This is a genomic window from Paenimyroides tangerinum (assembly GCF_003865405.1).
Taxonomy (GTDB): Bacteria; Bacteroidota; Bacteroidia; order Flavobacteriales; family Flavobacteriaceae; genus Flavobacterium; species Flavobacterium tangerinum.
Genome location: NZ_RQVQ01000044.1, coordinates 1 through 24,272 on the forward strand (window position 1 = coordinate 1; position 24,272 = coordinate 24,272).

Below are 24,272 nucleotides of genomic sequence, written 5' to 3' on the forward strand. Positions count from 1 at the left end.
CGAACCAGGGACACATGGATTTTCAGTCCATTGCTCTACCAACTGAGCTAAGGTACCATTACAAATAATGTAATTTATTTTTTTGTGGTACCTCCAGGAATCGAACCAGGGACACATGGATTTTCAGTCCATTGCTCTACCAACTGAGCTAAGGTACCATTACAAATAATGTAATTTATTTTTTTGTGGTACCTCCAGGAATCGAACCAGGGACACATGGATTTTCAGTCCATTGCTCTACCAACTGAGCTAAGGTACCATTACAAATGATGTAATTTATTTTTTTGTGGTACCTCCAGGAATCGAACCAGGGACACATGGATTTTCAGTCCATTGCTCTACCAACTGAGCTAAGGTACCATTACATATGATGTAATTTATTTTTTTTGTGGTACCTCCAGGAATCGAACCAGGGACACATGGATTTTCAGTCCATTGCTCTACCAACTGAGCTAAGGTACCGTTTTTAAAGAGTTAATTACCTCCCTAAAAGCGAATGCAAATATAGAAGGTTTTTTTTTACTTTCCCTAATATTTTTTAAAAAAATCTTTGAGTACTTTTGTTCAAACTTCTTTTAAGAATATGAATCTAGCTATTGACATCGGTAACACAAGAACCAAAGTTGCTGTCTATGAAAACAATATCATTTCAGACATCGAAATATTTGAACAAATAAATTTTAGAAAAAAAATTCAAAATTTAATTTCAAATTGCGTTCAAAAACCAAACATCATCCTTACTTCTGTCAAAAATTTCAACCAAGAGGATGAAAAATGGCTTACAGAAAATTCAAATTTGACAATAATTAATTCTAAAACACCGTTACCATTCATCAATAAATACGGCACACCAGAAACTTTAGGAATTGACCGACGTGTTCTTGCAACTGGAGCAACATTGAAATACCCTAAACAAAATCGCCTTATTATTGACGCTGGAACTTGCATCACTTATGATTTTGTAAATGCAAATGACGAATATTTAGGCGGTGCGATTTCACCAGGAATTAATTTAAAATATAAAAGTTTGAATGATTACACAGATAAACTACCTTTGCTGTCGTTAAATGAAAATCATCCTATAATCGGAAATTCAACAAATGATTCCATTCATTCTGGTGTAATAAATGCAACATTACTTGAAATTGATGGCTTCATCAATAGCTATATCAATGACTTTCAGAATTTAACAATAATTTTAACAGGCGGAGACGCAGAATTTTTGGCAAAAAGGTTAAAAAACACCATATTTGCCAATCCAAACTTTCTATTAGAAAGTTTAATAATGCTATATCAATATAAAATTGAACATGATAAATAGAATCATACTTGGAGTTTGCTTACTAACCCTATCTGGCACTTATGCCCAACAAGGAACTGCCTCTCCATATTCATATTTCGGAACTGGAGAACAAAAGTTTAAAGGAACAAACGAAATTAAAACAATGGGTAGTTTAGCTGTTTTTCAAGACAGTATCCATATAAATACATTAAATCCAGCATCGTATGCTAATTTGCAAAAAACTACTTTAGCCGTTGGATTTTCTAACACTTCTGCTAAAATTCATACTGCAAATGCAACAGAAAAATCTAACAGAAGTACTTTTGATTATTTTGCATTAGCATTTCCAGCAGGAAAACTAGGTGTGTCTTTAGGAATCATGCCTTACACTTTTGTTGGATATAACATTGCAAATACAATTGAAGAAAACAATCAAAAAATAGCACGTGAGTATAACGGTGAAGGTGGCATTAGCAGAACTTACTTAGGTTTGGGATACAAAATCACACCAAATTTTAACATCGGTGCCGAATTCGCATATAATTTTGGTGACACAAACAATAGAACTACAAAATTCATTGCAGATGACGGAACTGGTTTTTTAATTAACCGTGGTTCTCAACAGATTATTTCGAACGATTATAGTGGTTTTAGTTTCAACACCGCATTGAGCTATTCGAAAGTTTTTAGTGACCAAATGAAACTTGATGTTGCTGTAACTTATAGTCCACAAACAACACTTAAAAACAAACAAACAGGAACTTTATCTACAGTTGAACTAAGCTCAACGGGTAATTTGAATACAATTGATCAAATTAATATTGATGCTCCTAAAAAAGATCTAATCATGCCTCAAAAACACAGTTTAGGTGTTGGGTATGGTCAAAATCACAAATGGTTTGTTGGTGCAGAATATACAGGAGTTCAAAATTCTAAATTAAACAATTTTTATACGAATGAACAAAACGCAACTTTTGAAGATTCGCACAGATTTAGTTTAGGAGGATATTACACACCAAAACACAATTCATTTGAAAAATATTATCACAGATGGACCTACAGATTTGGTTTAAAATACGAAAACACGGGCTTAGTATTAAATGATCAATCAATCAAAGACACATCTGTTAGTTTAGGATTTGGACTACCAATTGGTGTAAATAGAGATTCTTCAAATATTAATATTGGACTTGAATACGGTAAAAAAGGAACAAAGAATCACGGTCTAATCCAAGAAAACTACTTTAATATTTCTGTTGGATTCTCGTTTAATGACAGATGGTTCCAAAAACGTAGATACGAATAAAAATGAAAAATTTAAATTGCTTTTTTCTAATTTTAGCTTGTTCTTTTGTTGCTAGTTGCGAAAAAAACAGCCTGAAAGATATTCAGAAAATGAATGCAAATAAATTTTATGCAGCTGGTGAAGCCGAAGATATAAATGTAAAATATACCGATTCTGCTAAAATAAAAGCAATATTGGTATCTAAGAAAATGTTGGATTATTCACAAGTGAAATATCCATTTACACATTTTCCGAACAAAGTTCACGTAACTGTTTTCGATAATAATAAGAACAAAACATTTGTAGTAGCAAACAAGGCAACCGCTTACAATAAAACAAATATTATCGATTTACAAGGTAATGTAAAAATTACCACACATGATGGTAAAGTCTTAGAAACACAACAATTGTATTATAACCAAAAAGACAATTGGTTTTTTACAGATGCATATTTTAAATTTACCGACCCAACAAAGAGTTATTTTGAAGGAATTGGTATTGATTTCGATAACGAACTAAAAGTAATGAACGCACAACAAAACAGAGCAGAAATAAACAACATTAAACCATGAAAGCTTACAAATTCACTTTATACCTATATTTAATTTTCGGACTATTTTTCCTTTACGATACCGTAATGAAATATCAAGAAGGAGGAGATTTTAAAATTAGCTTAGCTTTTGCTGTAGTAGCAATTTTCATGTTCTTCTTTAGAAAACGTCACATCAAAAAAATAGAAGAAAATCAAAAAAACAATCAATAATTTATGGAAATTTTCTCGATAACAATATGCTTACTTTTTATAGCTTTTTTCTCAAGCCTTATCGTTGCATATACTTATTCGAATAAAATCTTCTTGAATCTTGAATCAAAAAAAGAAAATATAACATCGTACACTTTAAAGATTTTATCAGAAAATCCAAGATTGTACATTTCAACATTAAAAGCTGGAAACACAATAGCACTTGTGATTTTCAGCTTTTATTATATAAGCTACACCGAATCATCCTTAAATGTAATTCAAAGCGATTCAAACTTGGTTTTTACTGCATTAATTTACATATCAATTGCAATACTGTTAGTTTATATATTTTCTAAATTCATTCCACAGACCTTCATAAAGCCTTATGCAAATCAGGTTATTTTAAATTCGAATTTACCAATTAGAATAATCATAAAGTTATTTTCACCAATAACAAATCCCCTACTTAAACTTTCGGATTGGTTTTTACGAAAAATAATGAATCTTACCCAAGATAAAGAAAACCAACTGCTGAGCATAAGCGAATTAGGAAGCTACATAACCAAGCAAATTGAAACTTCAGAAGATAATGAGAAATTAGACACTGAGCTTCAAATCCTAAAGAATGCACTTTCATTTACGGATGTTTTAGTAAAGAAAGCAATGGTTCAGAAAATCCAAATTGAAACGGTAAACGTAAACGATTCGCTTGAAAACATTATCAATAAATTCATCGAAACGGGATATTCTAGATTGTTAGTTTACGAAGACAATGAAGATAACATCATCGGTTACATTCATATTTTTGAAATCTTAGAAAATCCTAAATCAACAAAAAGCATCGTATATCCAATAGAAACCGTTTCTGAAAACAGTCTAATAAAAGATTTGTTTAAACGATTATCAATCAAAAGAAAATCTATTGCTAAAGTTTTAAATGACAAAGGCGAATTCACCGGAATCATTACTATGGAAGATATCATCGAAGAATTATTTGGTGAAATTGATGACGAACATGATGCGAATATTCAGATAGTAGAAAAGGAAATTGCTCCAAACAAGTTTGTTATTTCAACAAGATTAGATGTTGAATATTTGAATAAAAAATTCAATTTTGGTCTAACGGAATCCGATGATTATAAAAATTTAGAACAATATATTTTATATCATCACAAACAAATCCCAGCAAAGGGAGATGTAATCACAATTGAGAAAAATCAATTTAAGATTCTATCTTTAACAGATAAAAAGATAGAAATTGTTGAAATTATCAAAAACTAAACAAAAAAATACTTATAACTTTTAAGAAAATAATCAAATATATCTTTTATTATTACAGAGATAATTGTATTTTCGCTCACTGAAAAAATTTAGATAACACAAAATGGCAGTTTTACAAAAGATTAGAGAGAAGTCTGGATTACTTATTGGAGTAATCGGATTTAGTTTATTTGCCTTTATTATTGGAGGTTTATTTGAGGGTGGTATAACTATGGGTTCTAGAAACGTAGGTTCTATTGACGGTGTAGATATTCCAACACAAAGTTTCCAAATGAAAGTTCAAATGGCACAACAAAATGGTCAAACTCAAGGTTCACAAGTTTATAATACGGTTTGGAACAATGAAGTTAGAAATATTTTGTTAGGAACTGAATTCGAAAAAACGGGTCTTAGAATGGGTAAAGACCAATTGATTAATGTAATCAAAACTCACCCAAACTTTGGTCAAAATCCTCAATTCTTAAATGAAGCTGGTCAATTTGACATGGCTAAATTAAATACATTTATCGCTCAAATGAAAGCAGGTGGACCAGAACAATGGAACGCTTGGAAAACTTTTGAGGCTGATTTAGAAAAATTTGCTAAAGAGCAAATGTATTATACTTTAATCAAATCTTCTGTAATCACTACAAACTTGGAAGCAAAATTTGCTTACATGAAAGACAACGACAAAGCAACTTTTGATTTCGTTGGTGTAACTTACGCATCTATCAATGATGACCAAGTTAAAATTACAGATGCTGAAATTGAAGGTTATGTAAAAAAGTACCCAAATCAATTCAAAACTCAAAACTCTAGAGAAGTAGAATATGTTTTCATTGAGAACAAAGCTTCAAAAGAAGACGAAACTGCTGCAAAAACAATCATTGAAGATTTCTTAAAACCTTCTGTTGTTTTCAATAGTTTAACTAAGAAAAACGATACAGTTCAAGGTTTCAAAAATGCTAAAAACGTAGTTGAGTATGTAAATGCAAATTCTGATGTTGCATACGATTCAACATATTATTCTAAAGCAGAATTACCTGCTGAATTTGCAGAACAATTATATAATTTACCAGCTGGTGAAGTTTTCGGACCATATATGTTCAACAATCACTATTGTATTTCTAAATTAGTAAGCAAAAAAGAAGTTACAGAATCTGTTGATGCTTCACATATTTTAATTGCTTATAAAGATGCTCAAAATGCTGCTCCAACTGTAGTTTTAACTAAAGAAGAAGCAAAAGCTAAAGCAGATGATTTATTAAAACAATTAGAAGCTAATCCAGGAAACTTTGCAGCTTTAGCAACAACTAACACTGACGATCCAGGATCTAAAGATAAAGGTGGAAAATACGAAGGTGTAAAACAAGGACAAATGGTTCCTGCTTTTGACACTTACATTTTCAACAATCCAATTGGAAAATTAGGAATCGTAGAAACAGATTTTGGTTTCCACGTATTAAAAGTTGATAACAAAACAAACAAAGAAGCGGTTCAATTAGCTACTATCGCTAAAACAATCGAAGCTTCTGAAGCAACTTCAAATGCTTTATATTCACAAGCAACTAAATTTGAAGAAGGTGCTGCAACTAAAGAGTTCTCTAAGTTAGCAACTGAGTTAGGTTTAATCGCTCAACCAGTAGCAAAAGTTGGAGCTTTTGATGATCAGTTACCAGGTGTTGGTCCAAATTCAGATGCTATATCTTGGGCTTACAGAAAAAACACTGACATCGGAGACATCAAACGTTTTGATACACCAGAAGGATATTTAATCATTAAATTGGTTTCTGTAAACGAAACAGGATTGATGACTGCTACTGAAGCTAAAGGAATGGTTGAACCAATTCTTAAGAAACAGAAAAAAGCTGAAATGATTCGCAAACAAATGGCTGGAACAACTTTAGAAGAAGTTGCTAAAAATGCAAAAGTTGCAATCAGCGTTGCTACAGAAGTTGCAGGTTCTAACAGTACAATCCCTAATTTTGGTCAAGAGCCAGAAGTTGTAGGAAGAGCAGTTACCTTAAAAGCTAACGAACTTTCTAAATTAATTGACGGTAACAACGGAGTTTACATGATTAAAGGTAAATCTGTAACTAAAGCACCTGAATTACCAAACTATAACGCATTCAAATCTCGTGTTACTACAAACAATAGAAACTCAGTACAAAATGCAGTTTATGGAGCTTTATATAACAAAGCTGAAATTGAAGATAACAGAGCTAAAATTTTATTACAATAATAAAAATCAGCTAAATCATAATTTAAGTCCGTTCTCGTAACGGACTTTTTTTTGTTTTATATCCAACTGAATTTGTTTATTTTTGCTACCTCATAAAAAGACAAACAATACTAAATTATATGAAAGCATACGTTTTTCCAGGTCAAGGCGCTCAATTCACAGGAATGGGTAAAGACCTTTACGAAACTTCTGAAGTAGCAAAAGAAATGTTCGAAAAAGCTAATGAAATCTTAGGTTTCAGAATCACAGACATCATGTTTGAAGGAACAGAAGAACAATTAAAAGAAACAAAAGTAACACAACCTGCGGTATTTTTACATTCAGTAATCGCTGCTAAAGTAGCTGAAAACTTTGCCCCAGATATGGTTGCTGGTCACTCATTAGGCGAATTTTCTGCATTGGTTGCAAACGGAGCTTTATCTTTTGAAGATGCTTTGAAATTAGTTTCTCAACGTGCCTTAGCTATGCAAAAAGCTTGTGAAATTACGCCTTCAACAATGGCTGCTGTTTTAAATTTAGAAGATAAAGTTGTAGAGGATATTTGCGCTTCTATTGATGGAGTTGTTGTAGCAGCAAACTACAACTGTCCAGGACAATTAGTAATCTCTGGAGAAACTAAAGCAGTTGAATTAGCTTGCGAGAAAATGAAAGAAGCTGGTGCAAAACGCGCGTTGATCTTACCTGTTGGAGGAGCATTCCACTCACCAATGATGGAACCAGCACGCGAAGAATTAGCGGCTGCAATTGAAGCTACTACCTTCTCTACTCCTACTTGCCCAGTTTACCAAAACGTAACGGCTAGCGCAGTTTCTGACCCAACAGAAATTAAAGCTAACTTAATTACGCAATTAACAGCTCCGGTTAAATGGACACAATCTGTACAACAAATGATTGCAGATGGTGCAACTTCATTCACAGAATTTGGTCCAGGAAAAGTTTTAATGGGATTAGTTGGAAAAATCGATAAAACAGTTGAAACAATTAAAGGATAATTTATCATCAATATAGCTTAAAGCACTTCTTTCCGAGAGGTGCTTTTTTTATACCTTTAATTAAGACTTATAAAAATTTAATATATAACTTTTTAATTTTATATATATAACTTTTTGATTTTATATATATAATTTTTTATTTTTATATATGTGAAAATAAAACTATCAAGCAAGTGCAACAAAAAAAATAAGTATCTATGGCTATATCTTATACTATCTTAGAACGGAAAAATTACCTATCTAACAATCAGAACAATCATTATTTTTTAAAAATAGTACAAAACGATGTTGTTAACATAGACCAACTTTCCAAAGAAATTGAAAAGGAAACTTCGTTATCCGAAGTCGATGTTCATGCGGTTTTAATTGCGCTTCAAGGAAAAATCATGAAACATCTTGAAGAAGGAAATGTGGTAAATCTAGAGAATCTTGGAAAGTTTTCAATCGCTGCAAAAACAATTGCACATGAAAACAAAGAAGATGTATCTGTCAAAGATGTACAGAAATTTGGCATCAATTTTATGCCTTCATTAAAAATAAAACGTTGGTTGAAAAAGGATTTTAAGCTAAAGAAATCAGATAATAAATAGAAAATGCTACCTTTAAAATAAAAAATATGAAAATTAAAATCTTAATAATATTCTGCTTTATTGGTATTTTCGGTTACGGACAAGACCATCTTTTTCCAAAACAAGAACTCAGCCAATACGACATAAATCCAACACTAGAATATAAAAATGACAGTTTATTTATTGTAATTAACAATTCGTTGAAGTCACCACTTCGTTTTCAAATTTACACAGATAATGAAATTATAAATAAAGAACATCATCTAAAAGACACTTTGCTTCTAGCTCCTCTAGAAAGTAAAACTTTGACGTATTATATTCCAAAGCTGAAAAACATAAACTATACATTTGAAACTTTTATAGGTAATCCACTACAAGTAATAGTTCCGAATGAAATAAAATTTCCTTTTCCAAAAGGTAAAGACTATAATATTATCCAAGGTTATAACGGTGTTTATTCTCATAACAATGATTATAACAGATACGCCATCGATTTTGACTTAAAAGTAAACGATACCATTTCTAGCGTTGATGATGGCGTTGTTATTGGTGTTATTGAAAATTACAAACATGGCGGCTCGTCTAAATTATGGAGAGATAACGACCGAAGTAATTTCATAACCATCTATCATCCACATAGTGGCATTTACACCCAATATGGTCATCTAATTTACCAAGGTAGTCTAGTAAAAGTTGGTGATGAAGTCAAGAAAGGACAACCTATTGCCTTGTCAGGAATGACAGGTTTTACAAACATTTCTCATTTACATTTTAATGTTTTAGTTCCTAAAAAAGGACAATCATTTGTTTCGATTCCAATTACTTTTGAGAACGAAATTAAAGGAGAAGATTTAAAAATAGGAGATACAACCAAACATTAAGATTTTCTTATCTTTAGAAAAATTTCTTTTTAGAATAAAATAAAAACATGATCCCAAAACTAAGAACCGTAAACGTCATGCGTTATATCAGTCCGTTAAGAGAAGGAGGTTCGCTTCCTGCATTGGCTGAAGCTTGTGACGATTTTAAATATGTAATTAAATTTCGTGGCGCAGGTCACGGAACCAAAGCCTTAATATCAGAACTTTTAGGTGGTTTAATCGCCAAACATTTAGGCTTACCTGTTCCTGAAATTGTTTTTGTAGAGTTAGACAAAGCTTTCGGGCAAACCGAAGCCGACGAAGAAATTCAAGATTTACTTAAATTCAGTCAAGGCTTAAATTTAGGTTTACATTATCTTTCAGGCGCCATCACTTACGATGTAGCTACAAATACTTGCGATCCGTTATTGGCATCAAAAATTGTTTGGTTAGACAGTTTCATTACCAATGTTGACCGAACTTTTAGAAACACCAATCTTTTAATTTGGCATAAAGAATTGTGGTTAATAGACCACGGAGCAGCTTTCTATTTCCATCATTCTTGGGATAATTGGGAAAAAACTTCGGTTACACCATTCGCTATGATTAAAGATCACGCGTTGATAAAACAAGCTAGCGAACTAGAAACCGTTCATAAAGAATTTACCCAAAAACTAAACGATGCTTTCTTTAGAGAATTGGTAAATACCATTCCGGATGAATTTTTGAATTGGGAAGAAGGTCCATCGAATGAAGAAATTCGTGATGTGTATTTTAAATTTATGTCGAACCGATTGGCTCATGCCGATATCTTTCTAAAAGCCGCGCAAGATGCAAGATAAAGTAGTTTATGAATATGCAGTTATTCGTGTGGTTCCAAAAATTGAACGCGAAGAGTTTGTGAATATCGGATTGATTTTATTCAGCAAACGCAAACGTTTCATTAAGTTTGATTACATCATACACGAAGAAAAAATCAAAGGCTTTTGTAACGATTTCGATATCGAACAATTAGAACAAAACCTACAATCGTTTGCCAAGATTTGTTCTGGAACAAAGGATGGCGGACCTATCGCACAATTAGAAGCCGATGAAAAATTTAGGTGGATTACTGCAATCAAAAGTTCAAGTATTCAATCATCTCGACCTCATCCTGGTTTTTCAGATGATTTAGAAAAAACGTTTGCTCGTTTGTATGACGAGTTGGTGAAATAAAAAATGCACTTCGTAATTGAAGTGCATTTCTATTATTTAGAACCAAAATATTCGTTCATTTTTAATTCATGAGAAGAAGCTCCCACCCAACGGTCAACTAATTTTCCTTGATTATCAAACAGAAGAAAAGTTGGAGTTGCATTTTCTTGATATTTAATATAATCATCAGAATTTAGAAAGTTCTCAGCATAAACAAATTCCCAATTAGAAGTATTTAACTTTCCAAAATGTTTGTATGTTTCTGCGTCTGGACTTTGGAGCACACTTACTACTTGCAAATTTTCTGTATTATTATCAGAAAAAGTCTTTGTTATTGGAAAAGCCTGATTACTATTAGGACAAGTTACAGAAGATAAATCAACTAAAACATATTTCTTATCCTTTTTAAAATAATTAGAGAGTTTAATAGTTTCTAAATCTTTATTTTGAATCTCAATATCTAAATAAGCATCTCCTTTTGATAACTTTTTACTTTTTGAAGCTAGCAAAAACTTTTTACCTAAATCGTTTTTTTGGTCTTCTTTACTCATTTTATTATAAACAGAAGTATAAAAATCGGATTCTGCTCCGCATAAATTAAATTCTAATAGCGACTGAGCATAATTTAAGTCGAAATTTTCTAAAATATATTTACGCTCTAAATCCCTAAGTTCTTTATCTATTTTAGTTAACGAACCATTTACACCTATATACTTTTCTTGTACATTTTTATCCTGCCAATCCGCAGTAGCTTGCAATTGTTGCATTTCTTTTTGTAATACATCACCTTTCAAACGAGTTGACATTTGCGACTTATCTAAAATTTCTTTTTGAGAATGATACGTTGAGCCACTAATCTTTGCATTATAGATCAAATTTTCTTTTGATCCTTGAATAGTAATATTTTCATCAGCAACAAATAAGGTAATTATGTAAGGTTGATTGTTTTCAAGCAAATACAAATAATAGGTATCTGGTTTAGAATCAATCTCAGCAGTAATTTCCACAATTCCATTTTGTAAGATGGTATTAGCCAATGGGCCTTCCGAACTAACAAAATACACTTGTGTGCTATCTGAAAATCCTTTTAAGTTAGTAGTAATTTTTATTTCACCTGCCCAAAGATTGAATGCTCCAAAGATTGAAAAAAGCATTAAAGATATTTTTTTCATAATATTGTTTATTTGATAGTTAAATTATAAAAACCGAAAATAGTTCAACAACAAGAATCATAATTGTAAAATTGGGACAAAATTAAATTGATGATGACATTTAACAAATCACATTTCTAAAACCTCTCTTCTAAAAATAAAAAGCTATATTTGCCCCTATACAAGGAATCAAGTGAAATTCTTGAACTGTCGCGCAACTGTGAAGATTGTAAAATCTAAGTCAGGTCGTTGTATAAAATTTATTAATCAAAAGCTTTCGCGATTGGAGCTAGGGATTGACTTGTATTTTCACTTCACTCCTTGCCTTCTGTTGCGATTTTATTTTTTAAAATCATGACATTCGAACAACAGATTCAACACAAAATCGACTTCAAAACAAAACCTCTTGGTGCATTAGGCTATTTAGAACAATTAGCTTTTAAAATTGCCAACGTACAACAAACGTTAACTCCTGAATTAAAATTCCCAACACACGTAATCTTCGCTGCTGATCACGGTTTAGCAAAAGATGGTGTTAGTGCCTATCCGCCAGAAGTTACCTTTCAAATGGTAATGAATTTCTTACAAGGTGGCGCTGCAATAAATGTGTTTTGTAAGCAAAACAACATCGCTATGAAGATTGTGGATGCCGGTGTGAATTTTGACTTTGAAGACCATCCAGAATTAATCAAAGCTAAAGCAGGTTACGGAACTAAAAGTGCGTTAACCGAAAAAGCAATGACTACCGAGCAATTGGAATTCTGTTTTACAGAAGCTGATAAAATTGTAAACCTTGCTTTTGAAAAAGGTTCAAACATTATTGGTTTTGGCGAAATGGGAATCGGAAATACCTCTTCGGCTTCGTTAATCATGGCTTCTCTTTTAAAAGAATCTATTGAAAATTGTGTCGGTCGTGGAACAGGAATGAACGATGAGCAATTGCAACACAAAATCAGCATCTTAAAACAAGTGATGGATTTTCACGGAAACATTACCAATCCGAAAGAAATTATGCAAACGTTTGGTGGGTTTGAAGTAGCTCAAATGTGCGGTGGAATGTTAGCTGCTTACAAGCGTAATATGTTAATTATGGTTGACGGATTTATCGCAACTGCGGCTTTTGCCATTGCCCAAGCATTAGAACCAAACATCATTGATAATGCTATTTTCTGTCATGTTTCTGACGAAAGCGGACACAAAAAATTCTTAGATTCATTGAATCAAAAAGCAATATTAGATTTAAATTTACGCGTTGGTGAAGGAACCGGTTGCGCCCTTGCCTTCCCTATCATTCAAAGCGCAGTTAACTTTTTAAACGAAATGGCAAGTTTTGAATCTGCCGGAGTTTCGAACAAATAAAATGATAAAAAAAGAACTTACGTATTTTCTTACGGCATTGATGTTTTTCACCCGAATTCCAATTCCATTTAAATTGGATTATTCGGATGAAATCATGAATCAATCGCAAAAATATTATCCGGTTATCGGTTGGATTGTTGGCGGCATCAACGCACTGGCATTTTTTCTATTGCAATTCATTTTACCAATAAACATCAGTTTAATTGTAACGATGATTATTAGCGTTTTACTAACCGGAGCTTTTCACGAAGACGGATTTACCGATGTTTGCGATAGTTTTGGTGGTGGTTACGGAAAAGAAAAAATCTTAACCATCATGAAAGATAGTCGAATTGGAGCTTACGGAGTTATTGGAATTGTGCTTTTATTGCTTTTAAAATATTCGGCAATGGATTATTTAGCACAAATTTCGGTTCCGTTTATTTGTGCGGTTATAATCGTTGCCCATAGTACCAGCCGATTTTATTCGGGCGTGATGATTCACACGCATCAGTATGTTACCGATATCGACAAAAGCAAGTCAAAACCTTTAGCGAATAAAGCGCTTCCAAAACGTACGTTGCTTGTTGGTTTATTGTTTACTTTGCTTCCATTTCTTTTATTAGGAAATGTTTGGTATTTGCTTATTTTACCTTTCGCTTATTTAGGAAATATATATTTAGGATGGTATTTTAATAAGCATATTGGCGGTTATACCGGTGATTGTTTAGGAACCGTACAGCAAGTAACCGAAGTTTTAGTTTATTTAGGTTGTATTATTTTATGGAAGTTTTTGTAAGCAGACACACTCGTGTTTCAGTTCCATCGGGCATTTGTTACGGACAAACCGATGTTGCTTTACGCGAAACTTTTTTGGAAGAAATTGACCGATTTAAACATCGAATTCCAACCGATTTAGATGTTGTTTTTAGCAGTCCGTTACAACGTTGTGTACAAGTTGCCCAAAACTTTTCGGAAGCACTGATTACAGATAATCGTTTATTAGAAATGGATTTCGGTTTGTGGGAAATGAAAGCTTGGAACGATATTCCATTAATTGAAATTCAACCTTGGTACGATGATTTTGTATTTACCAAAACACCAAACGGCGAAAACTTTGAAATGCTTTTTTTAAGATTAAAATCATTTTTAGATGAGTTACGAACCAAAGATTATCAAAAAGTTTTGATTGTTACTCACGCCGGAATCATCAGAGCTATTTGGACTTATTTACTAGAAACGCCTTTGCAAAACGCTTTTAAAATACCGGTTGATTTTGAAGAAATACTGCATTTTCATTTAGGAAAAACTTCAAATGAAGATTATATAATTGAGAAGAAATAATTTTGTACAATAAAAAAGAGCAAATCTCAATTAACTGAGATTTGCTCATTTTTTCGAGTGCAGTAATTTAAAAAATAATTTTTTTTTCATTTTTTTATCTAACCTTATATTTTAATACATATCGTTATTCATCTTTTCAATATATTGTTCAATTTCTTCTAAAAGAATTTCATATACTAAAATCGCATTAGACAATTCTTTTGGTCTGCTATTAATCATCCGTGCAAAATATTCTATTTGTGAATTAGATTGTATATTATTATATATTTTTATAAATTCTGAAGGGCTAAATTCTTTGACTAATTCTAATTCCATCTGAACTTTAACCAAGGTAGAGTAATTTACTTTTAGTGAAGATTTTATAATTTTCATACATTCTAACTTATCAAAATATTCTAAAAAAGGAATATCTATATAATTAAGTGAATGTAAAGAAAACTTACTTATTTTAGGCAAATTCGAAATGCTCTGTCCATTATATAATTGCTCGTTTTCAATTGAATGCTTATAAATAGCCTGATAATCTTTCTGAATTTCTTTCAAATTCAGAATAAAAACATTTTTTAAAACGTCCTTCATTGCTTCCGCTAGAAGGATGCTTTTTTCATTTTCTTTACTTTTATCATAAATATGTTTAAAAAATAAAGCTAACATCGCACCAATAGCCCCAACTAAAACTTTAGACAATATATCATCCATAATTTAATACTCATTATATATTTTCACTATTAAAATATTTCAAAAATAATATTATAAAAACAAACAATATCATAAAATACAAGACAATTTTATAATAAACTATAAATACGACATACCTTATCTCAACTCTATAACTTCATAGTAAAACAAAAAGATTATGTAAATGCAAAAAAGACGAAGCTCATTTAATATTCTTATGAGATACTGTACTTCGACAAGCTCAGTAACCAGTTCAACATGACAAAAAGATAATTAAGTTTTGAAAAAAAACGTAATCGCTTAAAAAACAACCTGTTAATATATTCATTATCAAAGTCTTTGAAACTGTAGTAAAATCAAACAAAAAAGGAAACTCTATTACAGAATTTCCTTTTTAAATGTATTAACTCAAACCAGTGATTACACCATTTTTATCGATACTCATTGCTTCAGCTGCTGGAACGGATGGTAAACCAGGCATTCGCATCATATCGCCAAGAATCGGAATGATGAAACCAGCGCCTGCAGCGAATTCAAATTCACGAACGGTAACTTTAAAATCAATCGGACGACCGATTTTAGTTTCAACATCACTTAACGATTTTTGAGTTTTCGCCATACAAATCGGCCATTTATCGAAACCTAATTCATAGATATTTTTCAATTGATTTTTAGCTTTCACAGAATAAACAACATCGGTCGCGCCATAAACTTCAGTTGCTATTTTTCTAATTTTGTTTTCAACTGTATCCAAAACATTATATAATGGTTGAAAATGGTTTGGATAAATTTCGATTCCATTTACAACAGCTTCAGCTAATTCTATCATACCGTTTCCACCTTGAGTGAATTCATCTGCAACTACAGCTCGAACTCCTAAACTTGCACAGGTTTCTTTGATAAAACTGATTTCAGCTTCAGAATCTGTTGCAAAATGATTAATCGCAACAATAGGTTTTAATCCAAACTTAAAAGCATTTTCAATATGTTTTTTTAGATTTTCAATTCCCTTTTCTAAGAAATGAATTCCTGGATTTTCATATTCGCCTTTCTTAGCTCCACCGTGATAACGCAATGCCCGAACAGTTGCTACAATCACATAAGCGTCAGGTTTAAGCTTTCCGTAATGACATTTGATGTGCATAAATTTTTCGGCACCAAGGTCAGCTCCGAAACCAGCTTCAGTAACCACAAAATCCGCAAGCGACATTCCCATTTTTGTTGCTAAAATAGTATTGGTTCCTTGAGCAATATTTGCAAATGGACCTCCGTGAATAATTGCTGGATTGTTTTCTAATGTTTGTACTAAATTTGGTTTTATCGCATCTCGAAGCAAAATAGCCATCGCTCCTTCAGCTTTTAAATCTCGCGCGAAAATTGGTTTTTTATCATGTGTAAATCCGACAAAGATATTTCCTAAACGGATTTTCAAATCTTCGAAATCTTTACTTAAACAAAGTATTGCCATAACTTCAGAAGCAGGCGTAATATTAAAACCTTCTTCACGCATCACACCATTTGGACTTCCACCGACTCCAATAATAATCGAACGTAGCGAACGATCATTCATATCCATAACTCGTTTCCAAACGATGGTTTTTGGATCAATATTTAAATTATGATGTTTATTTTGTAGGTTATTATCTATCAAAGCAGAAAGTAAATTATTTGCTTTTTCGATGGCTGAGAAGTCACCTGTAAAATGTAGATTGATATCAACCATAGGAATTACTTGTGCATAACCGCCACCAGCTGCTCCACCTTTGATTCCGAAAACGGGACCTAAACTTGGTTCACGAATAACAACAATTGATTTTTTTCCAATTTTATTTAATCCGTCATTTAATCCAACTGAAACTGTTGTTTTTCCTTCGCCTGCTGGAGTTGGATTGATTGCGGTAACTAAGATTAATTTTGATTGTTTTATCTTTTCCTCGTTGATGTAACTTAGCGGAATTTTAGCTTTATATTTTCCGTAATATTCTAAATCTTCTTGATTGATTTCAATTTTTTTAGCAATATCACGAATATGTAACATGTTTGCGTTTTGCGCAATTTCGATATCTTTTGGAAAACTCATAAGCAATTAATTAAATGGTTAGTATTTAAAAAGTTATTCTAATTTACGAGTTTTCTTTTGCTTTTAAAAGAGTTATCAAAAAATTAATTAAAAGTGACATTTAGAATTTAATTAAAAAATCATCTATAATAATACTATTCATTTTAAAACTATCAATTTCGAAACTTCCTAAGTATTAAAATACAAAAAATATATTTTTAGACCTAAAAAAAGATTTATAATTAAAAAAATATTTATATATTTATGTTAAAATCGAATAATATGAAAACCAATCACATTTACTCATTTTTATTAAGTTTTTTGTTTTCACCTTTACTTATTATAGCTCAGGATATGAAAATGAAAAAAGATATTCTACTAATTAATGATAATGAAATTGCCAAAATTGAAAGGAAAAAAAACGAATATTATGTTACTTCGGTTAAGGACAATAAATCTTATATTTTTATTGAAACAGAGAGTAAACTAGCTAATAAAGATTTAATTTTATCATATACAATTAAGGATTTATCTAACAATAAAGAGACTATCTTAAATACAGAATATAGAAAAAGATTCATTAGTCCAAGAGAATCATTTTATGTAAATTTTTCAACCAACCCAATTAAATTATTTTCTGGAATAGGTTTCGATACAGCTAAATTAGACAGTATAGTTTTATCAAACAACTATATTTCTATAGAACAGTTTATTCAAAACAAAAATGATTCTATTAGTAATCATCTAGAAAAAGCTCGTTTAAAAGCAGAAAACAACAATGTGAAAATAGAATATGATGGCAAAATATTTCATCATATAAATGGTGAAAAAATACAAATAGGAAGAGCTATAAAAGAAAAAACTGCAATTCAAAATTCATATAATTTAGCTTTTCATTTACTAAAAGATGAAAGATTTGAATTAGTTGGATATTATTCTACTCAAGGTGTTTTGAATTCTAATTTATTAGGACAAACTCAGAAATTTAGTATATATAGTGAATTAATTATTAAAGATGATAAAATTTATAAAATTCCTTATATATCTGATTCATCTTCTCTACCACTAAGTAAAGATCAAACTGCATACACACTTTTTACAATTATATATAATAAATTTTATTAAAATGAAAAAAATATTAACCATTTGCCTAATCATAATTAGTTTTTCGACACTAGCTCAAGAAATTACAACAAAAAAAGGAAAAGTAATTTATGATGATAAAGAAGTTGCTCTAATAGATAAAAAGAAAAAAGTATTCACAATATCTACATTAGATAATACTTCAAGTTACAACTTTGTAAAATCTGATGAAAAATTAGCAAATGGAGTTTTTGCTATATTATATGAAGTTACAAATAATAAAACCAACGAAAAAATCATTTAATATTTACAAAACCTAAAAGAAGTTTAAGTGGTGAGAAAGTATTAGCAGAAAACATAGCCTTGAGTTATGGTTTTATTACTCCTGAAGGATTGGATGTTGAAAAAATAAATTCATTTTTAATAGGTGAAAAAATAAACCCTGAAGAAAAGATAAAAGAAATAAACACTCAAATAAATCAACATATAAAAGATTGTAAAGCAAAATTTAAAGCGAAAAATTTTGTTTTTGGCTCTGGCTGGTCTATCAATATGATTATACCCGGAAAAGATGGAGAAGATGACAAAGAAGTACAAGTAGGTTACTTAACTAAAACAATAAAAAATTTGGATTATTTTATAGAAGTTTACAAAGTGAATCCTAACAATAAAAAATCAACGAAGATTGGAATTTGGTCAAATTCAGGAGAATCAATAAATTTCGAGAACAAACGAGAATTTTTAAGTCAAATGTTGAAAACTATAAATGGTGAAGAAATTCATGTTGAATCTGAGTTTCAAGATAGAGAAAAAAAATCAATTAAAGATTCTTATACAGCCCAATTAATAGCATATTATATGACTGGTTTTGGATATTTTGACTAAATAAATGGATTGACAAAGTTTTGTATAAAAAATATAGCTCATCTATCAAGATGGGCTATATTTTTTTTATCATAGATTCAACTTATAAATACTGTTTATATTAAAGCATTGAACCAATGATTGCTAAAAATATTTAATATAAATGTTAGAATAAAACTCATTTAAATAGTTATTCCTTTTATAGCTATAAAACCAGATTATTATTAAAACAAGTTTCAATTAAAAAAAATAATATTCACTTTTTCATATATTTGCCGAAACCAAAAAAATATGATTCTTAAATTAATACTTTTCACCTTTATTATTTCTTTACCGGTTATCATTTATTGGAATTACATCAAAAACAAAATCAAAGTCGATAAAAAACTTCTTTTAAGTTATTTTTTATTCGGCTCTTGGTTTGGAATGTGCGGTGAAGTTTTTCTTGATACAGTTATCAATAAAATTTTAAAAGTTCCAGTTCCGCTTTGGGAATATCGTATCTTACCCATTCATGATAAAGCAACATCTTCTTACGGTCCTATAATGTGGGGAATCGCTGCAGTTTGTGTTTGCTTTTTTCAACATTATAATTTGAAAGAAACCAGCTTGAGAAAATTACAAGGTTGGAAATTGTTTTTTATCGAAGCAGGCTTTTTAATGATTGCCGAGTTGTATTTTGATATATCGGGCTACTTCTTATTTAACGAATACTTTTTTTATTATTTCTCACCAGAATTTTATCATTTCTCTGCCTTAGTTAATATTCCATTTTGGTGGTGCGGTTACAAAATAATTGTAAAAGCATCAGATGTTTTATATTCTGAATGGAAATTAAATTTTACTATTGCGCTTTTAATGGTTATAATCTTGGTTTGGGGATTTTAATCATTATAGATTAATGTTGTTTCGCGTTAGGGATTGAAGCGATATCCTTTTTATGGAATGAAATGGAATAAAAAGATTTAGCGGAAAGCCCGACCGAAGGGAACGCCCAAAATAAAAAACGTATCCAAAAAGAATTGGATACGTTTCTGTTTTTATTATGAAAAATTTGATTACATATTTCTACGGTACTGACCTCCTACTTCGAATAATGCTGAAGTAATTTGACCTAACGAACAAACTTTAGATGCATCCATCAACACTTCAAAAATATTTTTGTTGTTGATTGCTGCCGTTTGTACATCTTCTAAAGCTTTTTCAGCTGCATCAACATTACGAGCATTTAAGCTTTCTTTTGTTTTGATTTGGAATTGTTTTTCTTCTTCAGTTGCACGAATAACTTCTGCAGGAACAACTGTTTTTGAACCCGATGAACTCAAGAAAGTATTCACACCGATGATTGGGAATTCTCCATTGTGTTTCAAAGTTTCGTAATATAACGATTCTTCTTGAATTTTTGAACGTTGGTACATCGTTTCCATTGATCCTAAAACACCACCACGTTCTGTAATACGATCAAATTCTGCTAAAACAGCTTCTTCAACTAAATCTGTTAATTCTTCGATGATAAACGAACCTTGAATTGGATTTTCGTTTTTCGCTAAACCTAATTCTTTATTGATGATTAATTGAATTGCCATTGCTCTACGAACTGACTCTTCAGTTGGTGTTGTAATTGCTTCATCGTACGCATTCGTATGTAACGAGTTACAGTTATCGTAAATCGCATACAGAGCTTGTAAAGTTGTACGAATATCGTTAAAATCGATTTCTTGTGCATGTAACGAACGACCTGATGTTTGAATATGATATTTCAACATTTGCGCACGCTCGTTTGCTCCGTATTTATTCTTTAATGCTTTTGCCCAAATTCTACGAGCCACACGTCCGATTACAGAATATTCTGGATCTACTCCGTTTGAGAAGAAGAACGATAAGTTTGGTCCGAAGGCATTGATATCCATTCCACGAGATAAATAATACTCAACATACGTAAATCCGTTTGCTAAAGTAAATGCCAATTGTGTCACCGGATTAGCTCCAGCTTCGGCAATGTGATATCCTGAAATAGAAACCGAATAGAAATTACGTACATTTTTATCGATGAAATATTCTTGAACATCACCCATTAAACGTAAAGCAAATTCCGTTGAGAAGATACAGGTATTTTGGGCTTGATCTTCTTTTAAGATATCTGCCTGAACCGTTCCACGAACTTGAGCTAAGGTATTTTTCTTGATTTCAGCATACACTTCAGCTGGTAAAACTTGATCTCCAGTTACACCTAAAAGCATCAAACCTAAACCATCATTTCCTTCTGGAAGTTCTCCGTTGTAACGTGGACGTTCTGCATTTTTAGTTTTATAGATTGCTTCAATTTTAGCTTCAACTTCTGCTTCTAAACTATTTTCTTTAATGTATTTTTCACAGTTTTGATCAATTGCAGCATTCATAAAGAAACCTAACAACATTGGAGCTGGTCCATTGATTGTCATCGAAACGGAAGTCATTGCGTGAGATAAATCGAAACCTGAATATAATTTCTTCGCATCATCTAAACAACAAATAGAAACTCCAGCATTACCAATTTTTCCGTAAATATCTGGGCGATATCCTGGATCGTTTCCGTATAAAGTTACCGAGTCAAAAGCTGTCGACAAACGTTTTGCTGGCATTCCTTTCGAAACATAATGGAAACGACGGTTGGTTCGTTCTGGTCCACCTTCACCAGCAAACATACGCGTTGGATCTTCTCCTTCACGTTTGAATGGGTATAAACCAGATGTGAATGGGAATTCTCCTGGAACATTTTCTTGTAAAACCCAACGTAAAATATCACCCCAAGCTTCGTATTTAGGCAAAGCTATTTTAGGGATTTGTAAGTGAGATAGAGATTCTGAATGTGTTTGAATCTTAATTTCTTTATCACGAACTTTAAATGAATAAACTGGATTTTTATATTTATTTACCTTTTCGTCCCAAGTTGTTATTACTTCCCAGTTGAAAGGATCTAAATTCATTTTTAATTTATCGAATTCAGCTAAAAGAACTTTTGTTAATTCTGGATTTTCAGTTCCTGTAATTTCGATTCCATATTGATTAACTGTTGGAACTTTTCCAGAAATTGTTTCGATTGTTTTAAAGAATCCAAATAATTTTTGAGCAACTTCTTTTTGAGCATTTGCTCTTGCATCATACCCGCGATTGTTCTCAGAAATTTCAGATAAATAACGAGTACGAGAAGGCGGAATTACGAAGATCTTTTCACTCATTTCTTTGGTGATTTCGAAATTCGATTTTAAGTCAGCACCAGTTTTCTCAACCACTTTATCCATGATTGCTTTGTACAATTGGTTTGTACCTGGATCATTGAATTGAGAAGCAATTGTTCCAAAAACAGGCATTGTTTCAGGATCTGCATCCCATAAATTATGATTGCGTTGGTATTGTTTTTTCACATCACGAATTGCATCTAAAGCACCACGCTTATCGAATTTATTGATTGCAACAATATCAGCAAAATCTAACATGTCGATCTTTTCTAACTGAGTAGCTGCACCAAATTCAGGAGTCATAATGTATAAAGAAGCATCAGAATGATCTAAAATTTCTGTATCGGATTGACCAATTCCGGAAGTTTCTAAAACAATTAAATCGTAGTGAGCAGCCTTTAGAACCTGAAGAGCTTCCTCAACATATCTAGACAAAGCCAGGTTTGATTGACGCGTTGCTAACGAACGCATATAAACACGTGGATTATTGATTGAGTTCATGCGAATACGATCACCTAACAAAGCACCACCTGTTTTCTTTTTAGATGGATCAACAGAAATTAACGCAATCGTTTTTTCTGGAAAATCAATTAAGAAACGACGAACTAATTCATCTACCATAGAAGATTTTCCTGCCCCACCTGTTCCAGTAATTCCTAAAACAGGAGTTGATTTATTTTCAACTTTATTGAAATCAAAAATTTTCAAAAAGTCATCTTCTCTATTTTCAGCTAATGAAATTAAACGAGAAATTGTAGTTACATCTTTGTCTGAAAGCGATTGGTAAACGTCTTTCCCTTCAGGAAGATTTAAATCTGGTGTTGGAAAATCAGCTTTCTGAACCATATCATTGATCATTCCTTGAAGTCCCATTTCTCGACCATTATCCGGAGAATAAATACGAGTAATTCCGTAATTCATTAAATCTTCAATTTCTGTCGGAAGGATTACGCCACCACCACCGCCTACGATGCGGATATGACCAGCTCCTTTTTCTTGAAGCAAATCATACATAAATTTAAAATATTCATTGTGTCCACCTTGATAAGATGTCATCGCAATTGCATTAGCATCTTCTTGAATTGCAGTATTTACAACATCTTCAACAGATTTATCGTGTCCTAAATGGATTACTTCACAACCCGTTGATTGTATGATACGACGCATAATATTAATGGCTGCATCGTGTCCGTCAAATAACGCGGCTGCAGTAACAATTCTTACTTTATTTTCTGGTTTATAAGGGATATTATTTTCCATACTAGGTTTAGTGTTAATAGTAGAGCAATATACAAATTTTATCAAATACTTAAAAACATTTCATATCTCCTCATTAAAATATTTTATTGACAAAAAAAAGGAGAAAACCTTTCGATTTTCTCCTTTTTATATTTAAGCTATATGTTATCTTTTTAATGTAAAGTGACCATTAGCTTCTTTTTGTAATCCTGTGTTTGGTTCTATGTATTCAGCTTTAAACCAGTAGTCTGTTGATGGTAATTGACTGTTGTTAAAAGTTCCATCCCATCCTTCTCCTGCTGGACTTAATTGCTTCAATAATTTTCCTTGTCTATCAAAGATATAAATTTTTGCTTCAGGTTGATCTTTTAATGCAAAAATATTCCAAGTATCATTATATCCATCATTATTTGGTGTAAAGAACTTAGGATAATTCAACACATTGATTACTTTTGAAGTTGCACATGCATTTATTCCTTTTACTCTAACCCATATGGTATGAGTTCCTGGAGTTACATCTACAAAGATATTACTATCTTGATAAACTCCCTCATCCATTGCATATTCTAATACAGCTCCTGGAGTTGTAGATGCAATAACTTCAACAACATTAGTTTCTGAGAAACCTTCTGTTATATTAATTTCATCAATTGAAATCGCAGGACCTGATTGAACATTAATTATTTGAGTTGTTGAACATCCAGTTGCTAAAGAAGTTACTACAACCGTGTATGTACCTGGTTGTTCAGCAAGGTATGAAGGTACATCAACAGCTACCTCACCTCCATCTAATCTCCAAATAAAACTAAATTCTTGTCTATTCAATCCAGTATCCATTAAATATCCTTGAACATTTCCTGTTCTGAAATCAG

The 24,272-nt window shown here is 31.6% G+C and carries 23 protein-coding genes, 4 tRNA genes and 1 riboswitch; of the genes, 18 read left to right on the top strand and 9 right to left on the bottom strand.

Translation table 11 applies throughout. The features are described 5' to 3' along the window. Positions 1-85 precede the first annotated feature (85 nt). From EG240_RS14085 to EG240_RS14100, 4 genes are all read right to left on the bottom strand, one after another. A tRNA-Phe gene (locus EG240_RS14085) sits at positions 86-158 on the bottom strand. A 28-nt stretch (positions 159-186) separates the two neighbouring features. Continuing rightward, positions 187-259, bottom strand: a tRNA-Phe gene (locus EG240_RS14090). 28 nt (positions 260-287) lie between these two features. Then, positions 288-360, bottom strand: a tRNA-Phe gene (locus tag EG240_RS14095). A gap of 29 nt (positions 361-389) precedes the next feature. After that, positions 390-462 (bottom strand) — tRNA-Phe (locus tag EG240_RS14100). A gap of 121 nt (positions 463-583) precedes the next feature. Between EG240_RS14100 and EG240_RS14105 the strand changes: the two genes are divergently transcribed. From EG240_RS14105 to EG240_RS14155, 11 genes are all read left to right on the top strand, one after another. Then, positions 584-1,321: a type III pantothenate kinase gene (locus tag EG240_RS14105; RefSeq protein ID WP_125019998.1), complete on the top strand. Its 738-nt coding sequence runs from the start codon at positions 584-586 to the stop codon at positions 1,319-1,321. Continuing rightward, positions 1,311-2,588, top strand: a complete 1,278-nt coding sequence (locus EG240_RS14110) for a porin family protein (protein ID WP_125019999.1) — start codon at positions 1,311-1,313, stop codon at positions 2,586-2,588. The genes EG240_RS14105 and EG240_RS14110 overlap by 11 nt, the downstream gene beginning before the upstream one ends. 2 nt (positions 2,589-2,590) lie before the next feature. Further along, positions 2,591-3,139: an LPS export ABC transporter periplasmic protein LptC gene (gene lptC / locus EG240_RS14115; protein WP_125020000.1), complete on the top strand. Its 549-nt coding sequence runs from the start codon at positions 2,591-2,593 to the stop codon at positions 3,137-3,139. Continuing rightward, positions 3,136-3,330, top strand: coding sequence for a hypothetical protein (locus EG240_RS14120; RefSeq protein WP_125020001.1), 195 nt, complete (start codon positions 3,136-3,138; stop codon positions 3,328-3,330). The genes lptC and EG240_RS14120 overlap by 4 nt, the downstream gene beginning before the upstream one ends. A gap of 3 nt (positions 3,331-3,333) precedes the next feature. Beyond that, the gene (locus EG240_RS14125; RefSeq protein ID WP_125020002.1) at positions 3,334-4,590 is read left to right on the top strand and encodes a hemolysin family protein; all 1,257 of its coding nucleotides are present in this window, start codon (positions 3,334-3,336) and stop codon (positions 4,588-4,590) included. 103 nt (positions 4,591-4,693) lie between these two features. Then, complete coding sequence (locus EG240_RS14130) at positions 4,694-6,811, top strand: peptidylprolyl isomerase (protein ID WP_125020003.1); 2,118 nt, start codon at positions 4,694-4,696, stop codon at positions 6,809-6,811. A gap of 119 nt (positions 6,812-6,930) precedes the next feature. Continuing rightward, a complete protein-coding gene (fabD, locus tag EG240_RS14135) occupies positions 6,931-7,803 on the top strand; it encodes an ACP S-malonyltransferase (RefSeq protein WP_125020004.1) in 873 nt (290 codons plus the stop codon). 197 nt (positions 7,804-8,000) lie between these two features. Further along, complete coding sequence (locus tag EG240_RS14140) at positions 8,001-8,393, top strand: HU family DNA-binding protein (RefSeq protein WP_125020005.1); 393 nt, start codon at positions 8,001-8,003, stop codon at positions 8,391-8,393. Between the two features lie 26 nt (positions 8,394-8,419). Then, positions 8,420-9,253, top strand: a complete 834-nt coding sequence (locus EG240_RS14145) for a M23 family metallopeptidase (protein WP_125020006.1) — start codon at positions 8,420-8,422, stop codon at positions 9,251-9,253. 47 nt (positions 9,254-9,300) lie between these two features. Next, complete coding sequence (locus tag EG240_RS14150) at positions 9,301-10,074, top strand: HipA family kinase (RefSeq protein ID WP_125020007.1); 774 nt, start codon at positions 9,301-9,303, stop codon at positions 10,072-10,074. Continuing rightward, on the top strand, positions 10,064-10,447 hold the full coding sequence (locus EG240_RS14155) for a DUF3037 domain-containing protein (RefSeq protein ID WP_125020008.1): 384 nt from the start codon (positions 10,064-10,066) through the stop codon (positions 10,445-10,447). The genes EG240_RS14150 and EG240_RS14155 overlap by 11 nt, the downstream gene beginning before the upstream one ends. Positions 10,448-10,479: 32 nt before the next feature. Here EG240_RS14155 and EG240_RS14160 read toward each other — a convergent pair whose 3' ends face one another. Beyond that, positions 10,480-11,598, bottom strand: a complete 1,119-nt coding sequence (locus EG240_RS14160) for a thioredoxin-like domain-containing protein (RefSeq protein ID WP_125020009.1) — start codon at positions 11,596-11,598, stop codon at positions 10,480-10,482. Positions 11,599-11,734: 136 nt separating this feature from the next. After that, positions 11,735-11,878: riboswitch (adenosylcobalamin (AdoCbl) riboswitch) on the top strand. Positions 11,879-11,931: 53 nt separating this feature from the next. Between EG240_RS14160 and cobT the strand changes: the two genes are divergently transcribed. From cobT to cobC, 3 genes are read left to right on the top strand one after another with little or no spacing between them, the layout of a single operon-like run. Then, a complete protein-coding gene (gene cobT, locus EG240_RS14165) occupies positions 11,932-12,936 on the top strand; it encodes a nicotinate-nucleotide--dimethylbenzimidazole phosphoribosyltransferase (protein WP_125020010.1) in 1,005 nt (334 codons plus the stop codon). 1 nt (position 12,937) lies between these two features. Further along, complete coding sequence (locus tag EG240_RS14170) at positions 12,938-13,714, top strand: adenosylcobinamide-GDP ribazoletransferase (protein WP_125020011.1); 777 nt, start codon at positions 12,938-12,940, stop codon at positions 13,712-13,714. Then, complete coding sequence (gene cobC, locus EG240_RS14175) at positions 13,699-14,259, top strand: alpha-ribazole phosphatase family protein (protein ID WP_125020012.1); 561 nt, start codon at positions 13,699-13,701, stop codon at positions 14,257-14,259. The genes EG240_RS14170 and cobC overlap by 16 nt, the downstream gene beginning before the upstream one ends. A 111-nt stretch (positions 14,260-14,370) precedes the next feature. On the opposite strand, the gene EG240_RS14180 is transcribed toward cobC, so the two are convergent. Together EG240_RS14180 and EG240_RS14185 are read right to left on the bottom strand one after the other, a co-directional pair. Continuing rightward, positions 14,371-14,958 carry a DUF2538 family protein gene (locus EG240_RS14180; RefSeq protein WP_125020013.1) on the bottom strand — a complete coding sequence of 196 codons (588 nt, stop codon included), beginning with the start codon at positions 14,956-14,958 and terminating at the stop codon, positions 14,371-14,373. Between the two features lie 382 nt (positions 14,959-15,340). After that, positions 15,341-17,017 (bottom strand): formate--tetrahydrofolate ligase, encoded by a 1,677-nt coding sequence (locus EG240_RS14185; protein WP_125020014.1) that lies wholly within the window; start codon positions 17,015-17,017, stop codon positions 15,341-15,343. Positions 17,018-17,356: 339 nt separating this feature from the next. Between EG240_RS14185 and EG240_RS14190 the strand changes: the two genes are divergently transcribed. The 4 genes from EG240_RS14190 (at position 17,357) to EG240_RS14205 (ending at position 19,831) form a co-directional block, all read left to right on the top strand. Further along, positions 17,357-18,121 (top strand): hypothetical protein, encoded by a 765-nt coding sequence (locus EG240_RS14190; RefSeq protein WP_125020015.1) that lies wholly within the window; start codon positions 17,357-17,359, stop codon positions 18,119-18,121. 1 nt (position 18,122) lies between these two features. Beyond that, positions 18,123-18,383, top strand: a complete 261-nt coding sequence (locus EG240_RS14195; RefSeq protein ID WP_125020016.1) for a hypothetical protein — start codon at positions 18,123-18,125, stop codon at positions 18,381-18,383. Positions 18,384-18,442: 59 nt separating this feature from the next. Then, a complete protein-coding gene (locus EG240_RS14200) occupies positions 18,443-18,964 on the top strand; it encodes a hypothetical protein (protein WP_125020017.1) in 522 nt (173 codons plus the stop codon). A gap of 270 nt (positions 18,965-19,234) precedes the next feature. Next, positions 19,235-19,831, top strand: coding sequence for a hypothetical protein (locus EG240_RS14205; RefSeq protein WP_125020018.1), 597 nt, complete (start codon positions 19,235-19,237; stop codon positions 19,829-19,831). A gap of 170 nt (positions 19,832-20,001) precedes the next feature. On the opposite strand, the gene EG240_RS14210 is transcribed toward EG240_RS14205, so the two are convergent. Next, the gene (locus tag EG240_RS14210; RefSeq protein WP_125020019.1) at positions 20,002-23,421 is read right to left on the bottom strand and encodes a methylmalonyl-CoA mutase family protein; all 3,420 of its coding nucleotides are present in this window, start codon (positions 23,419-23,421) and stop codon (positions 20,002-20,004) included. 144 nt (positions 23,422-23,565) lie between these two features. Continuing rightward, the coding region (locus EG240_RS14215; protein ID WP_148096352.1) for a T9SS type B sorting domain-containing protein at positions 23,566-24,272 on the bottom strand (707 nt) is incomplete at its 5' end.